This window comes from Bradyrhizobium sp. USDA 4354 (assembly GCF_054060315.1).
Genome location: NZ_JBSSDC010000001.1, coordinates 1,886,294 through 1,900,136 on the forward strand (window position 1 = coordinate 1,886,294; position 13,843 = coordinate 1,900,136).

The 13,843-nt window shown below is 63.2% G+C and carries 8 protein-coding genes and 2 pseudogenes; 6 read left to right on the top strand and 4 right to left on the bottom strand.

Annotated elements, in window-relative coordinates:
• Positions 1–87 precede the first annotated feature (87 nt).
• Positions 88–3,697: pseudogene (locus ACVIIV_RS08905) on the bottom strand (PAS domain S-box protein).
• The gene (locus ACVIIV_RS08910) at positions 3,675–4,094 is read right to left on the bottom strand and encodes a response regulator (protein WP_456743848.1); all 420 of its coding nucleotides are present in this window, start codon (positions 4,092–4,094) and stop codon (positions 3,675–3,677) included. Before ACVIIV_RS08910 ends, ACVIIV_RS08905 begins: the two are co-directional and overlap by 23 nt.
• A 396-nt stretch (positions 4,095–4,490) precedes the next feature.
• On the opposite strand from ACVIIV_RS08910, the gene ACVIIV_RS08915 reads away from it, so the two are divergent.
• The 5 genes and pseudogenes from ACVIIV_RS08915 to ACVIIV_RS08935 all read left to right on the top strand — a co-directional run bounded on the left by ACVIIV_RS08915 (position 4,491) and on the right by ACVIIV_RS08935 (position 8,757).
• Positions 4,491–4,640 (top strand): hypothetical protein, encoded by a 150-nt coding sequence (locus ACVIIV_RS08915; protein WP_456743849.1) that lies wholly within the window; start codon positions 4,491–4,493, stop codon positions 4,638–4,640.
• Between the two features lie 156 nt (positions 4,641–4,796).
• Complete coding sequence (locus tag ACVIIV_RS08920; RefSeq protein WP_456743850.1) at positions 4,797–5,843, top strand: ABC transporter substrate-binding protein; 1,047 nt, start codon at positions 4,797–4,799, stop codon at positions 5,841–5,843.
• 181 nt (positions 5,844–6,024) lie between these two features.
• Positions 6,025–6,243, top strand: a pseudogene (locus ACVIIV_RS08925) (ABC transporter permease); the annotation flags it as partial.
• A complete protein-coding gene (araD, locus tag ACVIIV_RS08930; protein ID WP_456743851.1) occupies positions 6,240–7,976 on the top strand; it encodes an L-arabinonate dehydratase in 1,737 nt (578 codons plus the stop codon). The pseudogene ACVIIV_RS08925 and the gene araD, both read left to right, overlap by 4 nt.
• A 61-nt stretch (positions 7,977–8,037) precedes the next feature.
• A complete protein-coding gene (locus tag ACVIIV_RS08935) occupies positions 8,038–8,757 on the top strand; it encodes a ribonuclease activity regulator RraA (RefSeq protein WP_456743852.1) in 720 nt (239 codons plus the stop codon).
• A gap of 157 nt (positions 8,758–8,914) precedes the next feature.
• Here ACVIIV_RS08935 and ACVIIV_RS08940 read toward each other — a convergent pair whose 3' ends face one another.
• The gene (locus tag ACVIIV_RS08940) at positions 8,915–11,014 is read right to left on the bottom strand and encodes a S9 family peptidase (RefSeq protein WP_456743853.1); all 2,100 of its coding nucleotides are present in this window, start codon (positions 11,012–11,014) and stop codon (positions 8,915–8,917) included.
• Positions 11,015–11,376: 362 nt separating this feature from the next.
• Between ACVIIV_RS08940 and ACVIIV_RS08945 the strand changes: the two genes are divergently transcribed.
• Positions 11,377–12,342: a toll/interleukin-1 receptor domain-containing protein gene (locus tag ACVIIV_RS08945; protein ID WP_456743854.1), complete on the top strand. Its 966-nt coding sequence runs from the start codon at positions 11,377–11,379 to the stop codon at positions 12,340–12,342.
• A gap of 239 nt (positions 12,343–12,581) precedes the next feature.
• Here the strand turns inward: ACVIIV_RS08945 and ACVIIV_RS08950 are convergent, their stop codons facing one another.
• Positions 12,582–13,769: a pyridoxal-phosphate-dependent aminotransferase family protein gene (locus ACVIIV_RS08950; protein ID WP_456743855.1), complete on the bottom strand. Its 1,188-nt coding sequence runs from the start codon at positions 13,767–13,769 to the stop codon at positions 12,582–12,584.
• Between the last annotated feature and the right edge of the window lie 74 nt (positions 13,770–13,843).

Below are 13,843 nucleotides of genomic sequence, written 5' to 3' on the forward strand. Positions count from 1 at the left end.
AGCATCGCAAGACGTTCTGGGTCCCGGCTCTGCGTCGCAGCGCTTGCGGCGCTGCGCCTTGTCCGGGACACGAGAGCCATAAGCGCCTCAAGCGCTCAGCGCCTTGCGGATGATCCGCGCCAGATCCGATTTGCGATAGGGCTTTGCGAGCAGCAGAACACCCGAATCCAGCCGGCCGTGATGGATGATCGCGTTCTCGGTGTAGCCTGACGTGTAGACCACCTTGAGATCGGGGCGCGTCTTCTGAAGCTCGTCGGCGAGCTGCCGTCCGTTCATCTTGCCGGGCATGATGACGTCGGTGAACAGCAGGTCGAACGGTTTTCCGGCGGCGACGATCGCGAGCGCCTCGGCGGCGTTCGCGGCCTGCAAGGTGACGTAACCCAGCGAATGCAGTTGCGCCAGCACGTAGTCCCGCACCAACCGGTCGTCCTCGACGACGAGGATCGTCTCGTGTCCGCCCTCGATCGTCGCCGGCGTCACGCCCTCGCCGACCGCCGTCGGCGACTTGCCGGGCGGCAGATACATCTTGATCGTGGTGCCGTGACCCTCCTCGCTGTAGATCTTGATGTGACCTGCGGACTGCTTGATGAAGCCGTAGACCATCGAAAGCCCGAGCCCGGTGCCTTTGCCCGGTCCCTTCGAGGTGAAGAAGGGGTCGAACACCCTGGCCAGCATGTTCGCAGGGATCCCGGTGCCGGTGTCGCTCACGGCGATCAGCACATAGTGCCCCGGCGGCACATCGTTGGCGCTGGCATACACCTCGTCGAGATAGGCGACGCCGGTCTCGAGGATCAGCTTGCCGCCGCCGGGCATGGCGTCGCGGGCATTGAGGGCGAGGTTGAGGATCGCGGTGGTGAGCTGGTTGGGATCGACGATCCCGACGCAATTCTCGTCCTCGAACACCGATTCGATCTGGATCTGCTCGCCCAGTGTCGGCCGCAACAGCTTCGCGGTGTCGACGATCAGCGAGTTGATGTCGATCTCGCGCGGCTGGAGCGGCTGCTTGCGCGCGAAGGCGAGCAGGTGCTGGGTCAGATCGGCGCCGCGCGCGGCGGCCTCGTCGATCATCTTCGTGATGGCCGCGAGCTGCGGCTCCTTCGCGACCGCGTCCGCGAGAATCTCGATGGTCCCGGTGATGACGGTGAGAATGTTATTGAAGTCATGCGCCACGCCGCCGGTAAGCTGGCCGACGGCCTCCATTTTCTCGGCATGGCGGATGCGCTCCTCGGCGGCGAACTTGTCGGTGAGGTCGCGGATGAACCCGTTGAACACAAAGCCATCGCGGCGTTTCAGCTCGGTAATGCTGAGTTCGACCTTGATAGCGGTTCCGTTACGGCGCTGGGCCTCGATATCGAAACGGCGGCCGAGGATTGCGGCTTCTCCGGTCGCCAGGAAACGCTCCATGCCGGCCGTGTGCGCGGACCGTTGAGCTTCTGGTATGATTAATGTGGTGAGCTTCCGGCCGATCGCCTCGCTACGAAGCCAGCCAAAGATTCTCTCGGCCTGCGAGTTCCAGTCCAGTATCGTTCCGGTTTCGTCGATTTGCACAAAACCATCGAGCGCGGTCTCGACGATGCTGCGGGCGAGGCGCTCGCTCTCGCGGAGCGATTCCTGCGCGAGCCGAGCCTCCGTCATGTCGCGTCCGACGAAGAAGAAACGCTGCGCCTGCTCGGACCAGTTGCCGAGCCAGGACAGCCAGACGTCGTGTCCGTTCTTGTGCAAGCAGCGAGTGTCGCCGAGCCTGCGATGTTCGCCACGCCGCACAGCGCGCATGTCCGCGCGCGACTGCTCCAGATGGTCGGGATGCGTGAAGTCGGCGCCGCTGCGGCCGATCATCTCCTCGGGCCGGTAGCCGAGAATGGCCTCGCTGCTCGGGCTGATCTGCACGATATGGCCCCGCGCGTCCATGACCATGATCAGGTCCTGCGACGTCTCGAAGATCTGGCGCCGCTCCTCGAGCTGCTGCTGCAGCGCCCGCTCGGCGCGGCGTGCCTCGGTGAGGCTGCGCGCAGATCCGGAGGCGCCGATGATCTCGCCCGACGGTCCCTTGATCGGCGACAGGCTGAGCGAGATCTCGACCGGCGTTCCGTCCTTGCGCAGGCGCACCGTCTCGAAGCGTTCGATCGGCTCGCCGCGCGCGATCCGCCGCAAATAGTCCTTGCCATGCTCGCGGCGGTCGGGCGGGACAATGATCGACGTCGGCTTGCCGATCGCCTCATCCGCCGAATAGCCGTAAAGACGCTCGGCGGCCGGGTTCCAGCCCGTGATGACGGCATCGAGCGTCTGCATCACGATCGCATCGTCGGACGATTCCACCGCGGCGCTGAACAGGCTCGCGCGCGCCGCGTGATGGCTTCGCGCGGCCTCGGTGCGGCGATGCTCCTCGATCTCGCGTTCGAGCGCGGCTGTTTTCGCCCGGGTTTCCTCGACCATGTGGGCAAAGGCCCGTGCCAGCACGCCGGTCTCGCCGCTGGCATCGACGGGTATGTCCGCGGGACGTCCGCTGCCGATGGCCTCCACCGCCTCGGTCAGACGCCCGATCGGGCGGGTCAATGAGCGCGCCAGCAGCACCGCGAGCGCGGCTGCAGCGAGAACGGCGAGCACGCCGACGAGCAGAGACGTTCTTTGAATGGCGGCCGGCACGCGGCCGAAGACGGACGGGGGAACGGTCACGATGATGGCGACCCATTCCTTGCTCGCAAGCAGTGCCGGCGCGACGGCCGCGCCGCTCGGCCGCGCCCGACTCATCGGTTGTGAGCCGCGTGGTTACGTCCGACGTGCCAGCCAGGGCCGAGAAGAATGGAAAGTCATTGCGCCAATCGGTGGGACGGCCGCGCAATGAGCCGAATTCCCGCGTGCGGTCGGGATGCACGAGATAGTCGCCGCGCGAATTCACGACATACAGCTCTCCTCCCGAACTCCTGGTCGAGCGGATGCGGTCGAGCGCCGGGCGCATGTCGATATTGGCGATGACGATCCCGAACGGCTTGTTGTCCGGCGTGAACAGGGGGGTCGCGACGCGAAGAGTCGGAATGTGCGGCTCCGTGGTGCCGCCCTGCCGCGTGGCGAGATCGACGGGCGAAACATAGATCTCGCCCGGCGCCAGCCGTATCGTTTCCTGGAAATAGGTTCGCTCGCCCTTGCCCTCCAATTCGTCGTCGGGGACGATCCGGGCCGTTCCATTCGGGCCGGAGCGATCGACGCGGACCAGCTCGCGCTGGTTATCGTCCAGACCGATAATTCGAAACTGCCCATAGCTGGGCTTGGCATCGATCTCGGCCGCAAGCCGCGCCGCGATGCGCTCGCGCCAGGTCTTTTCAGAGACGCCGTCGGAAGCGTCGATTCCTCCGCCGAGGCGAGCGCGGATCAGGCCATTGATTGCCGCGGCGGAGCGATAGCCGGTCAAATCGCCGCGAGCGCCGGCGACGTAAGATTCGAGATTGGCCGCCAGCAGGCGCGACTGGGCTTCGACCCGCTCCAGGACCCGCGGAATGACGGCCTGTGTCGTGTTGCGATAGCCCAGCCATCCGACGGCGGCCACGGTGACCGCTACCAGCAGGATCATCGCGATGGCCAGCCGCGTTGTCAGCGTCGTTGCAAGTCTCATGGGGATATTCGCAGGAATGGCCGTATCGCCGCGCCATTTCTGGCCTGGAGCAGAGGAGGTGTTCTTGTCATCGGCAGCCGGAGCGGACATCGGAGCCCTCCGGCTCGCCCGCGTTCAGGCAACCATCGACCACGGCAAGCAGTGCGCCGGGTCGGAACGGCTTTTGCAGGCTTGCCACCGCGCCGAGCTTGGTCGCCATCTTCAGGAAGTCCGGCTCCGCATAGGGATCCGGCGTGATCGAACGGCCGGAGATGACGACGATCGGAATGGCCGGGGCTTGCGCCCGAATGTGACGCATCGTCTCCAGGCCGTCCATGCCGGGCATGAAGATGTCGAGAAACAGTAGGTCGAATGAGCTGGCCTCGAACAGCGCCAGTCCCTCGCGGCCATCGCCGGCGACCGTCACGTGATGACCAGCCCGTTCCAGCAGCAGCCGGAGGGTGATCTGTACGGCCGGATCGTCATCCACGATCAGGATGTTGGCCACGCCTGAAGTCCTCCGGGGTCGCGTGAGACTTCCAGCGACCTCAAATCAAAGCAACAAATGTGAAATTGTTGCGCGGATTCTGCCCGTGCCGCAAGCGCCTCGCGTTTGCTGCGATGGCTCTTCCTGGCGCGCGGGCAGGCAATGCCTTGTACAGCATACACACTCTTGCGTGCATATGAGCTAAACTTTGGTTCTGGAATGGCGTTAAGCCGTTTCAGCAACGGGAGATATTGTTCTCGCCGTAGTTGTACGGAACCGAGCTTTCACTATAGGTTAAAGGCGACAGATTACAATCTCAGATAGTTTTCGTATCGGCATTTTCGCGCATTTCTCATTCCCGTATTCCGCATCCGACGAAGGCCGGCCTCCCACCGGCCATCAGCACGAGACCCTGTCATGTTCAGATCGATCGCGAACACCGGACTTCGCACCCGGCTGCTCGGCGGCTTTGCGTTGATCTGCGGCCTGCTCGCGGCGATCGTGATCTATACCGGTTCCTATTGGTCGCAGGCCTACCTTCGCGGCCAAATTCCGCCAAGCGGCTGATATGTGCGCCAGAACAACCATCGAGAGAGTATTGCGAGCGCTACTGGGCGAAGCGGACATCAACCTGCCGACAATCCTTGATGAATCCGTCGAACATGACCCATAGCGTTCATTTGTGATCATTCGATCGTCTCGAAGCTGCTACTAATTGACTTGTTGGATAAGACGCTCGACCTGTCGATCCGAACGCCGTCCGTGCAGCGATACGGTGATCGCATGAGACGATTTGCCGTTTTTGCCGTTACAGTGTCCGCTCTTCTGGTTGTGCTGCTGTCCTTCGCGTCGGCAGCCACAGCTCAATCGGTGCGAAGTGTGGCGCGGATCGGCGTGCTTTGCGTGCCTGCCTGCAAGGTTCCCTATATTGAGGCGTTTTCGGACGAGCTTCAAAAAATTGGCTGGGTCGAGGGCACGACCATTGCGACTGAGCGGAAGGATCCGGATTATCACCTCGACCAGCTTCCGGCGCTCGCAGCCGACCTTGTGCGGTCGAGACCCGCTCTCACCGTTGCCTTCTCTCCTTTTGCTGCGCGCGCTGCAAAGAACGCCACCTCGGACATACCAATTGTAATAATCCTGGTCGCCGATCCGGTCGGTATGGGACTTGCGTCGAGTCTTGCCCATCCTGGCGGAAACCTGACGGGCGTCGCTACAATGGATCGGACCGATTTTGGAGGAAAGTTTCTTGGTATTCTTCGAGAGGTTTTGCCACAGGCCAAGCGCGTGGCAGTTTTTCTCAACACCTCAAACGAGATGCATCGGCTGGTGTTTCCGGAGACGCCAACTGCGGCCGCCAAGCTCGGCTTTCAGCTCGACGTAGTCGATGTGCACGAAGTGGGCGAAGTACCTCGCGCCGTTGCCGCCGCGAAAAGCCGAGGAGCAGAGGCGATGGACATATTTAGTGACCCAATCTTTCCGCCGAACCGTATGGCCGATCTCGCGGTCCAGGCCGGCCTACCATCAATCTCCTTCGATGCCGGCTTTGCGCGAGCAGGCGGATTGATTTCCTACGGGCCGGACTTTCCTGCCTTGGCTCGAATGGGGGCCCATTATGTCGATCGAATTCTGAGGGGGGCCAAAACGGCCGAGCTTCCTATCGAGCAACCCACCAAATACCTGCTTGTCATTAATCTCAAGACGGCGAAATCGCTCGGTATCGAAATCCCGGCATCCCTTCTCGCGCGCGCGGACGAGGTGATTGAATAAGACTTGTCACTTCCGGTGTTGGCCCATCGCGACAGCGGCGATGCCGATTATCGCGAGCCGGAGCGGCGCAACGGCCGCGACGTGGCCTGAGGCGGAATCGCCTTAAGTTGAATCGATCGCGCGTGCGCTCGTGCACCTCTCCCGCTCGGGGTGAGGCCGAGCGCAAGCTGAGCGTGGCGCCCTGATCGCGGCCGAGCTGGTGTTCGGCGTGTGCTCGGGCCAGGGCGGGCTCGGCTGGTTCATCTTGGAGAACCGCAATCTCCTCGACATACCTGCGGTCTTCGCAGGCCTCTTGACGGTGATCATCATCGGGCTCTTTGTCGAGAAACCTGAGTCGAGAAACCTGATCTTCCGCGCCATCGAGCGGAACACCGTCCAGAAATGGGGCACCCAATCATGACCAAGAAGAAGACGCCCGACCAGCTCCGCAGCGCGCGCTGGTTCGCGCCCGACGATCTTCGCTCGTTCGGCCACCGCTCCCGCACCATGCAGATGGGCTACGCGCCGGAGGAGTGGAAGGACCGGCCGATCATTGCGATCCTCAACACCTGGTCGGATGCGCAGCCCTGCCACATGCATTTCAAGTCGCGCGTCGATGACGTCAAGCGCGGTATCCTGATGGCCGGCGGCCTGCCGCTGGAATTGCCGGCGCTGTCGCTGTCGGAATCGCTGCTGAAGCCGACCACCATGCTCTATCGCAACCTGCTGGCGATGGATGCCGAGGAGCTCCTGCGCAGCCATCCCGTCGACGGCGTGGTGCTGATGGGCGGTTGCGACAAGACCACGCCGGCGCTGCTGCTCGGCGCGACCTCGATGAACATCCCGGCGATCTACCTGCCGGCAGGCCCGATGCTGCGCGGCAATTGGAAGGGCAAGACGCTCGGCTCCGGCTCAGACGGCTGGAAATACTGGGACGAGCGCCGCGCCGGGAAGATCTCCGACAAGGACTGGCTCGACATCGAAGCCGGCATCGCCCGCAGCTACGGCACCTGCATGACCATGGGCACGGCTTCCACCATGACCGCGATTGCCGAGGCGATCGGCATGACGCTGCCGGGTGCGTCCTCGATTCCCGCGGCCGACGCCAATCACATCCGCATGGCCAGTGAATGCGGCCGCCGCATCGTCGAGATGGTCTGGGAGGATCTGACGCCGAGGGTGATCCAGACCCGCAAGGCGTTCGAGAATGCGATTGCGGTCGCCATGGCGATGGGCTGCTCTACCAACGCGATCATCCATCTGATCGCGCAGGCCCGCCGCGCCGGGCAGGACATTGGCCTGGACGATTTCGAGAAGGCCAGCCGCAAGGTGCCTGTGATCGCCAACGTCCGGCCCAGCGGCAATGCCTATCTGATGGAAGACTTCTTCTATGCCGGCGGCCTGCCGGCGCTGATGGGCCAGATCAGGCAACATCTGCATCTCGATTGCATCACCGCCACCGGCAAGACTCTCGGCGAGAACATCGAGCATGCCGAAGTGCACAATGACGACGTGATCCGGTCGGTCGACAATCCCATCTACAAGGAGGGCGCGCTCGCCGTGCTCAAGGGCAACCTCGCGCCCGACGGCTGCGTCATCAAGCCAAGCGCCTGCGCACCGCGCTTCCTCAAGCATACGGGCCCAGCGCTGGTGTTCGACGACTATCCCTCGATGAAGAAGGCAGTCGACGATCCGAACCTCGACGTCACGGAGGACCACATCCTCATCCTGCGCAATGCGGGGCCGCAGGGTGGGCCGGGCATGCCGGAATGGGGCATGCTGCCGATCCCGACCAAGCTCGTGAAGCAGGGCGTGCGCGACATGGTGCGCATCTCGGACGCGCGCATGAGCGGCACCAGCTATGGCGCCTGCATCCTGCACGTCTCGCCCGAATCCTACATCGGTGGTCCGCTGGCGCTGGTGCAGAACGGCGATCGCATCACGCTCGACGTCGCCGCACGCACCATCAATCTCGATGTGAGCGAGACCGAGCTCGCAAAGCGCCGCGCCGCCTGGAAGCAACCCGAGCGCCGCTTCGAGCGCGGCTATGGCTGGATGTTCACAAAACACATCAAGCAGGCCAATGACGGCTGCGACTTCGACTTCCTCGAGACCGATTTCGGCGCGCCGATCGGCGAGCCGTCGATTTATTGACTGTCGTTCCGGGGCGATGCTTACGCATCGCCCCGGAATGACGAAAGAGAGAGTGTACCAAATGACAAAACTCAGCGAAGCCACCCGCAACAAGCTCCAATCCGTCTCCACCGCCACCGTCGCCACCGCGCTGTTCAAGCGCGGCCTGCGCATCCAGATGATCCAGGATGTTCGCCCGTTGAGCCCCGACCAGCCGACCATGGTCGGCGAGGCCTTCACGCTGCGCTACATGCCGGCGCGCGAGGATCTCAACACCATCGAGGTGTTCAGGGATCGTTCCCATCCGCAGCGCAAGGCGGTCGAGGATTGCCCGCCGGGCGCGGTGCTGGTGATGGACAGCCGCAAGGACGCGCGCGCGGCCTCAGCCGGCGCGATCCTGGTGACCCGGCTGATGAAGCGCGGCGTCGCCGGCGTCGTCACCGACGGCGGCTTTCGCGACTCCGCCGAGATCGCCAAGCTCGGTTTTCCCGCCTTCCACCACCGCCCCTCGGCGCCGACCAACCTCACGCTGCACCAGGCGATCGAGATCAACGTCCCGATCGGCTGCGGCGACGCCCCGGTGTTCCCCGGCGACGTCATCCTCGGCGATGCCGACGGCGTCATCGTGATCCCCGCACATCTCGCCGATGAGATCGCGAACGAGACTTTCGAGATGACCGCGTTCGAGGACTTCGTCACCGAGAAGGTCGGCAAGGGCCGCGGCATTTTTGGTCTCTATCCGGCGACCGATCCGCAGACGCTCACCGATTTTGGGGAATGGCGGAAGAGGAACGGGAGGTAGTTCCTTCGCCTCTCCCCGCTCGCCGGGGGGGGGGGGAGGCCGGAATTCGCAAAGCGAATTCCGGGTGAGGGGGAGTCTCCGCGAGCTTCACTGCCGGTGTGTTCGCGGATAGAGCCCCTCACCCCGACCCTCGTAAGAACGGGGAGAGGGAGAAGAGTTAAGCCTCCGCCATCCCCGCCGCCCACAGCGCGAACGCATACACGATCGCGACTTCATCCAGCCGATCAAATCGACCCGAGGCGCCGCCGTGGCCGGCGCCCATGTTGGTGCGGAGCAGGACCGGGCCGCCGCCGGTCATGGTGGCGCGCAGGCGCGCGATCCACTTGGCGGGCTCCCAATAGGTGACGCGCGGATCGGTCAGCCCGCCCATCGCCAGGATCGCCGGGTACTGCCTCGCTGCGACATTGTCGTAGGGCGAGTACGACAGGATGGTGCGAAAATCCTTCTCGCTCAGAAGCGGGTTGCCCCATTCCGGCCATTCCGGCGGCGTCAGCGGCAGCGTGTCGTCGAGCATCGTGTTGAGCACGTCGACGAACGGGACCTCGGCGACGATGCCGGCGAACAATTCGCCGGCGCGGTTCGCCACCGCACCCATCAGCATGCCGCCCGCCGAGCCGCCATGGCCGACGATGCGCTTTGCGCTAGTGTACTTCGCATCGATCAGCGCGCGGGCGCTTGCCGCGAAATCGTCGAACGAGTTCGTCTTCTTCTCGCGCTTGCCGTCGAGATACCAACCCCAGCCCTTGTCGGCGCCGCCGCGGATATGGGCGATGGCATAGACGAAGCCGCGGTCGACCAGCGACAGCCGATTGGCGCTGAACGAGGCCGGCATCGCCATGCCGTAGGAGCCGTAGCCGTAGAGCAGCAGTGGCGCCGAGCCGTCGAGCTTGAGCCCGCGGCGATGCAGGATCGACACCGGCACCTCGGCGCCGTCATGTGCCTTTGCCATGATGCGCGTGGTGACATAGTCGGCAGCGTTGTGGCCGGACGGGATCTCCTGCCGCTTGCGCAGCACGCGCGTGCGCTTGATCATGTCGTAATCGTAGACTTCCGACGGCGTCGTCATCGACGAATAGGCAAAGCGCAAATTCGTCGTCTCGAATTCGTAGGAGCCCATCGTATCCAGCGAATAGGCAGTCTCGTCGAACGCGATGGCGTGCTCTTCTTTCGTTGCGAGATCGCGGATCACGATCGACGGCAGCGCATTGGCCCGTTCCAGCCGCACCAGATGGCCGGCATAGAGATCGAGGTCGATGATGTAGATGCCGGGCCGATACGGAATCAAATCGCGCCAGTTCTTGCGCTCGGGCTGGCTGAGCGGCGCGGTGACGATCTTGAAGTCGATGGCATCGTCCGCATTGGTGAGGATGAACAGCTCGTCGCCGCGGTCGGCGAGCGAATATTGCACGCCCTCCTCGCGCGCGGCGACGAGGCGCGGCGGCGCCTCGGGATGGGCGAGATCGATCAGCCGTTGCTCCGAGGTCTCATGGTCGCCGCCCGCGATCACGCAGAAGCGGCCGCTGGTGCTCTCGTGCAGATGGGTGAACCAGCCGGCATCCTGCTCCTCATAGACCAGCGTATCGTCGGCCTGCCTGGTGCCGAGCCTGTGACGCCACACCTGCATCGGCCGGTGATTGTCGTCGAGCTTCACATAGAAGAAGCTCTTGCAGTCCGCGGCCCAGACCACGCCGCCATCGGTCTCCTCGACGAGATCGTCGAGGTCTTTGCCGCTGGCCCAGTCGCGCACGCGGATGGAGAAATATTCCGAGCCCTTGGTGTCCGCGCTCCAGGCCTGCAGCTTGTGATCGTACGAGTGCCGGCTGCCGCCGAACTTGAAATATTTGTGGTTCTTGGCGAGCGCATCGCCGTCGAGCACGATATGGCCCTCGCCGCCGTCGCGCGGCATGCGGCCGAACAACTCGTGCTGCCCGCCCTCGCGAAATCTGCGGAAATAGGCGAACGGCCCGTCCGGCGACGGCACGCTGGAATCGTCCTCCTTGATCCGTCCCCGCATCTCGCGCACCAGCGTCTTCTGCAAGGGTGCGGTGTGTCCGAGCAGGCTTTCGGTGTAGCCGTTCTCTTCGTCGAGATATTCGCGGATATCAGGGTCGAGCACCGCGGGATCGCGCAGCACCTCCTGCCAATTCTCGTCCTTCAGCCAGCCATAGTCGTCGTTCACGGTGATGCCGTGCCGCGTGAAGGAATGCGGCCGGCGCGGGGCGACGGGCGGCTGGGAAGGCGTCTTGGCTTGTGTCACTCGATCCTCATTTGTGTCCGAAGTCGCTGTTCTTCGCCTCTTCCCGCCCTTGTCCGCCGAAGCTTCGGCGAAGGCGGATGCGGGGAGAGGTCGGAATTTGCGAAAGCAAATTCCGGGTGAGGGGGTACAGGTCTCTCGACCATCTCATCCGCGGAGAGCAGGTCGCAGCCTATGCGCTGCCGCACTATGCGCTTTTCGTGACCCATTTTCCGCATCTGATCGCAGGACTGTTCCTCCACCGGCCTGCGTCGGAATTCTTTCCTCGGGTCTGGGCTGCCATGTTGCCTCAATGTACTCGTTGTGGCAGATGGCTGAAATGAGCGGTCCGTATTGCGAATTGCCTGGCAGGCTCGGGGGCGCGGATGTATCACGTCTTTATCAGTTATGCCCAGAAAAACGGGGAAATTGCAGCCAGCCTTGCCTCTCAGCTTGACGATCTGGGTCTTCGGGTATTCTTGGCCGAGCGCAACTTGAATGCCGGTGAGAACTGGGAACCTGCGATTCGCAGTGCGCTGAAGAACGCCAAACTTGTGTTGTGCTTGATTACGCCCGAGTCCAAGACAAGCGGGTGGGTACATGCTGAAGCAGGAGCTGCATGGGTTTTGGAAAAGCCGTTACTGCCTGTATTTCGGCACGTTGATCCGAGAGAGTTGATCGACATACTCCGAATGCCGCAGGGCCGCACGATAGAGACATCCGCGCAGATAGGTATTCTCCTTGACGATATATGCAAAATCTTTTCGGTATCGCGTTTCGATCGATCAGGCGCCTCGGGGGAGGGCGAGGAATTTACTTCGCCGATGGGATGGCAAAATCTCTTGAAGATTGGACGATGGTATCGTCGGGATGAGGATAAGACTCTGATCGGCAGCGGGATGCACAATTATGTGCTGTCGCATGGGCATTACTCGACAGGGATATCGATTGATGCCGTACTTCGATTCATGGACCTCGCGCCTGTCAATCGGCTCGACGCTGTGAATGCTGGCATCGTGTTTGGCTGGGCGACGCCTCGCGGTGTGCGCAGGTACTATAACCTCTTGCTCAATCAGGAGCGGATGTTTCTTGAACTGATTGGCGACCGCGGCGGTGACGCTTATCTCGACTTTCAGCACCTAGACGACGGAATACAGTTCTCCATGGAGGAGGGGGCTACGTACTCGATCAGCATCACAATCGCGGACCGTCGCCTCGCGACTCGAGTCGTGGGTCCATACGACCAATGGTTCTATTCCGCCGCGCTGCCTGAGGATCCGCTAGGCCGTGTCGGATTGAGGCCGTGGCGGAGCCGCATTGAGTGTGAAAAGTTTGTAGTACGAGGTGTTTGAGGCCCCGGCAGGTTCTCCCACTGCAATCCAAGCGCGAGCCGAAACATCGATGGGGATGGTGCCTCATTGTGCCGTAGCCCGCATGAGCGGAGCGATATGCGGGATCTCGCGCAAGAATCCCGGGTGTCGCTTCGCTCACCCGGGCTACAAAGCGCTGATTTTCCCCTCGCCCACAAGGGGAGAAGGAAGAAGGGCGTCGTTCGCAGGGACGACAGCGGTGTTTGTGGCTGCGCCTTACGTTACACCGCCACTTCCTCGCCAAGATACGCCACCGCCGCCTCCAGCCCACCCTTGCCGTGCGGGATCTTCAGCGCGTTCAGGCCCACCTCGATCACGCCCAGCGTGCCGAGCAGCATCGGCGCATTGACATGGCCCATATGGGCGATACGGAAAGCCTGTCCCGAGAGGTCGCCGATGCCGGTGCCGAGCACGACGCCGCATTTGTCCTTGCAATAGCGTTGCAGCACGGCCGGGTCATGGCCGTTGCTCATCGTCACCGTGGTTACGGTGTTGGAGCGCTCGCTCGCTTCCGCGACGTTGAAGCCGAGCACCTGGCCTTCCGACCACACGGAGACCGCGCGGCGCGCGGCTTCGCCGAGCAGGCTGTGGCGGCGGAAGGCGTTCTCCAGCCCTTCCTCGTGCAACAGGTCGATCGCCCGGCGCAGCGCGAACAACAGATGCACCGGTGCGGTGCCGGCATATTTGCGATAGTTCTCGGTGCCCTCGCGCTCGCTCCAGCTCCAATAGGGCGTCGACATGTTCGCCTTCTTGTGCACCTCGAGCGCGCGCGCATTGGCGGCGACGAAGCCGAGGCCTGGCGGCGTCATCAGGCCCTTCTGCGAGCCGGACATGGCGACGTCGATGCCCCATTTGTCCATCTCGAAAGGCATGCAGCCGAGCGAGGCGACGGTGTCGACCATGTAGAGCGCGGGATGGCCGCTGGCCTTGATCGCCTTGCCGATCGCCTCGATGTCGTTCTGCACGCCGGAGGCCGTGTCGACCTGGACCACGACGACGGCTTTGATCTTGTGCTCCTTGTCGCGGCGCAGGCGTTCCTCGACCTCGTGCGGCCGCACCGCGCGGCGCCAATCGCCCTTGAGCACCTCGACCTCGGCGCCCATCAGCGCCGCTGCATTGCCCCAGCCGATCGCAAAGCGCCCGCTCTCCAGCACCAGCACCTTGTCGCCCCGCGACAGCACGTTGCTCAGCGCCGCTTCCCAAGCGCCGTGACCGTTGGCGATGTAGATGTAGGACTTGCCCTTAGTCGCAAACAATTTCGAGATGTCGCCGAGCAGGCTCTCGGTCAGGTCCAGCATTTCCTTGGAGTAGATGTCGATCGCCGGACGGTGCATCGCCCGCAGCACCTCGTCGGGCATCGTGGTGGGCCCGGGGATGGCCAGAAACTCCCGGCCCGCGCGAACGGTCATTGCTGTCAGTCCTTGTTGCTTGAGAACAGGATGGTGGGTTGCTGAGTCTCACTTTTACGCGGCGTTGGAGGCCA

Coding starts and splice junctions, on each gene's coding strand:
- ACVIIV_RS08950 (WP_456743855.1), bottom strand. CDS start 13,769: ATGACCGTTCGCGCGGGCCGGGAGTTTCTGGCCATCCCCGGGCCCACC.
- araD (WP_456743851.1), top strand. CDS start 6,240: ATGACCAAGAAGAAGACGCCCGACCAGCTCCGCAGCGCGCGCTGGTTC.
- ACVIIV_RS08935 (WP_456743852.1), top strand. CDS start 8,038: ATGACAAAACTCAGCGAAGCCACCCGCAACAAGCTCCAATCCGTCTCC.
- ACVIIV_RS08945 (WP_456743854.1), top strand. CDS start 11,377: ATGTATCACGTCTTTATCAGTTATGCCCAGAAAAACGGGGAAATTGCA.
- ACVIIV_RS08915 (WP_456743849.1), top strand. CDS start 4,491: ATGTTCAGATCGATCGCGAACACCGGACTTCGCACCCGGCTGCTCGGC.